The organism is Yersinia pekkanenii, assembly GCF_001152565.1.
GTDB classification, from domain to species: domain Bacteria; phylum Pseudomonadota; class Gammaproteobacteria; order Enterobacterales; family Enterobacteriaceae; genus Yersinia; species Yersinia pekkanenii.
In genome coordinates this window covers 1-2,716 of the sequence record NZ_CQAZ01000130.1, presented here as the reverse complement: position 1 = coordinate 2,716, position 2,716 = coordinate 1, and the positions used below count along the sequence as shown (strand labels likewise).

The window sequence follows — 2,716 nt, the reverse complement described above, 5'->3', positions numbered from 1 at the left end:
CCATGAACTCAGCCTCAAACGCGATAGCCATCGGGCGCGGCTGTCCGTCAGGTGTCATGATGGTGATGCTGTCTGTGGGGACGTGGTAAGCGTTAACAAGATTCTTGCACTTGGGGACGCTCATGCCGGATTTGGTCTTAAGCAGTGAATAACCCGCCCAGCCAACCGGAACCGAACCACGTTTGATTTTCTCGATGGTTTCAGCCACGGCCACAACCTGATCCTCAACATGGTTCAGGCGGCGCTCTTGTTCGAGGTTAGCCATAGCCATAGCCGCGATAAGTTCAGCCTGTGATTTTGGGCGGCAACGCTCTTCTTCCAGCTCACGCCAGCGATCAACTAGACTTGCGGTGAACTCAGGGCAGAGTTGAGCAACAACAACGATGCTGTCACGCTTGCCTTGGTCGCCTTCGAAAACGTAATACTCTCTGGCAACTGTCAGACCTAAGTTATTGATTTCTTCGAAAACCTCAATTTGAGGGAGTCGAATTACCCCACTTCCTGCCAGTGTTTCTATGGTTCGTTTCACATTATCCGGGCGCTTATTAACCAAGCCCGCAATTTCTTTGTGGGTCATTGATGGTTTATTGCTAATTAGGTTATTCATCACTACCTTCCTGTTGTGGGTTAGTCTGTTTGATGGGTGCGGAAATGCTGATACCTTCATGCGAATAAGCGATGTCAGCATCCAAGTGACAAAGAATCGCCACGTCTTCTGGTACGCCACGGCACTTCCATTTACCAACGCCCTGACTGGATCGAGGCTTCCCCTTCTTAGGGAAACGCCTCCCAATAGCGGAATTAGTTTTGAATTTCTCTTTAAGAATTAAATAAAGACTCATGGGCGTTCCTTTGGAAAGTATTGTATCAAACAAAATTAGCACATAGAATCCAAAGTATCAATTTTGTATGTTACTTTAGTTTCTAAGATGAAAGGAGGTCTACCATGTCCACACTCGCAGAGAGATTAATAAGCAGGAGATCTGAGCTACAACTAACTCAGGAGTCGTTAGCTAAAAAAGCGGGAGTAACTAGAGTTGCGATTAGTAAGGCTGAGCTAGGAATGACGAAGAATTTCAATAGCAATACACTATTCAAGATAGCTCAAGCCCTTGTGTGCGACCCGCAGTGGTTACAAACCGGCTTAGGCTCACCTGATGTATCAAAACCATCACCAAAAGTATGGGATGAAAATGTTGCGAATAGTACGCAACCAAATTATCGATACAGTTATCCAAAGCTAAATTGGGTTCAAGCGGGGCGCTTCGCTCAATTCGGGGATAATTACGACATGTATGATATTGAAAATTGGCATGATTCCGTTAAGTATGCCGGTGAAAGAGGTTTTTGGCTGGAGATAAAGGGTGACTCAATGACGTCGCCGCAAGGGGTCACCTTTCCTGAGGGGATGTCCATACTTATCAATCCAGAAAAAGATCCTCACCCTAATTGCTACGTAATAGCGCAATTAAAGTCATCAGGAGAAATTACATTTAAAAAGTATGTCACTGATATGGGTAGGGAATTCTTAAAGCCTCTCAATCCACAATATCCCATGATAGAGCTAAATTACGACTGTGAGATCATTGGCGTCGTTGTTGATGCGAGATGGGATATTTTTTAACTTTACTTTTCATGATGATGCCGGGGTTCCCCGGTATTTTTTTGCCCTCAATAGAAAATAAAGTATCATAATCTCTTGACGCGCAATGATACTTTAGTTACCTTTAAATCACTCCAGCAAAACCAGTATTAATAAAAACAAACCATTCAGGGGCTATTATGATTAATTCTACTCTAGATAGATTGAAAGCCAAGTGCGGTAAAGTAAAGGCCGTCCTAGAGGTGTATAGCCTTATTAAGGGGCAAGTTAGTGCTGAGACGGAAGAGAATATACTTTGGGTTCTTGAAGATAATATTAACGGTGTTTATTCTGACTTAATATCAGAATTAAATAACACCACCCAGCCCCGCACCTAATAACGACCATATGGTTGAATATAATGAACAGCACGGAGTAACTGGAATGAAAATCAGCAAAGAAGACAGTAATAAACTTGAGCAAAGGATATTTATTCTTCCTGCTGGTTGGTCGGTTAAACCACTCTATGACAAGTGTCCACGGTGTGATTTCGACCTAAATCAAATCCCTCAGACCCTTGTAGATAAGATAAATGCCGATCAAGCAAAGAATAGTTCCAGTAAGGCTGAATGCTCTTTTATATCCAGAACCAAGAAAGCGCTGGCCCCATACTTCTTGAATTTGCGTTCTAAGTGGATGGTTCTTCCATTCACCACAACCAAGAAGAATGCCACCAAGCGAAATCAGCAAGGTGGGCTTGCTGGGAAGATTGGGGAGCAGTCCGGCACCTGCGCTAAGAAAAACGATGGTGCAGAGTGAAATCATTACTTTGTACCAAGTATCGAGTGCAAGTTTAGATAGAGGGTTTTCCATGAGTTTCAAGTCCTTGGTTGATTAAATGCCACCAAGATACCACCACGGCGTGAGGTGGCGAAGTAAAACAGGCATTAACCGGAGATATTAGATATGACCGATAAACTAGAAATAACAATTACCATCACTAATCACAATGATGGTGCTGATTTAGACGTGAAGATTAACGCTGTTGCGATGAAGACTAATTCAATTAAATAATCCTTAGAGGTAAATATGCTCAGAACCCAAAGTCTATTCATTGATGCGAGAAATATAAGA

At 43.0% G+C, this 2,716-nt stretch carries 5 protein-coding genes; 3 read left to right on the top strand and 2 right to left on the bottom strand.

What is annotated here, in order from left to right:
• Nucleotides 1-607: Rha family transcriptional regulator (locus AEP37_RS23155; protein ID WP_049615531.1), on the bottom strand; the 607-nt coding region annotated here is incomplete at its 3' end.
• The gene (locus AEP37_RS23150; RefSeq protein ID WP_049615530.1) at nt 600-842 is read right to left on the bottom strand and encodes a hypothetical protein; all 243 of its coding nucleotides are present in this window, start codon (nt 840-842) and stop codon (nt 600-602) included. The genes AEP37_RS23155 and AEP37_RS23150, both read right to left, overlap by 8 nt.
• Nucleotides 843-946: 104 nt before the next feature.
• Here AEP37_RS23150 and AEP37_RS23145 point away from each other — a divergent pair, with 104 nt between their 5' ends.
• The 3 genes from AEP37_RS23145 (at nt 947) to AEP37_RS23135 (ending at nt 2,401) form a co-directional block, all read left to right on the top strand.
• Nucleotides 947-1,624: a LexA family protein gene (locus tag AEP37_RS23145; protein WP_049615529.1), complete on the top strand. Its 678-nt coding sequence runs from the start codon at nt 947-949 to the stop codon at nt 1,622-1,624.
• Between the two features lie 158 nt (nt 1,625-1,782).
• Entirely contained in the window at nt 1,783-1,980 is a 198-nt protein-coding gene (locus AEP37_RS23140; RefSeq protein WP_049615528.1) for a hypothetical protein, read from the top strand.
• A 46-nt stretch (nt 1,981-2,026) separates the two neighbouring features.
• Nucleotides 2,027-2,401, top strand: coding sequence for a hypothetical protein (locus AEP37_RS23135; protein ID WP_049615527.1), 375 nt, complete (start codon nt 2,027-2,029; stop codon nt 2,399-2,401).
• Nucleotides 2,402-2,716 lie beyond the last annotated feature (315 nt).

Coding starts and splice junctions, on each gene's coding strand:
- AEP37_RS23150 (WP_049615530.1), bottom strand. CDS start 842: ATGAGTCTTTATTTAATTCTTAAAGAGAAATTCAAAACTAATTCCGCT.
- AEP37_RS23145 (WP_049615529.1), top strand. CDS start 947: ATGTCCACACTCGCAGAGAGATTAATAAGCAGGAGATCTGAGCTACAA.
- AEP37_RS23140 (WP_049615528.1), top strand. CDS start 1,783: ATGATTAATTCTACTCTAGATAGATTGAAAGCCAAGTGCGGTAAAGTA.
- AEP37_RS23135 (WP_049615527.1), top strand. CDS start 2,027: ATGAAAATCAGCAAAGAAGACAGTAATAAACTTGAGCAAAGGATATTT.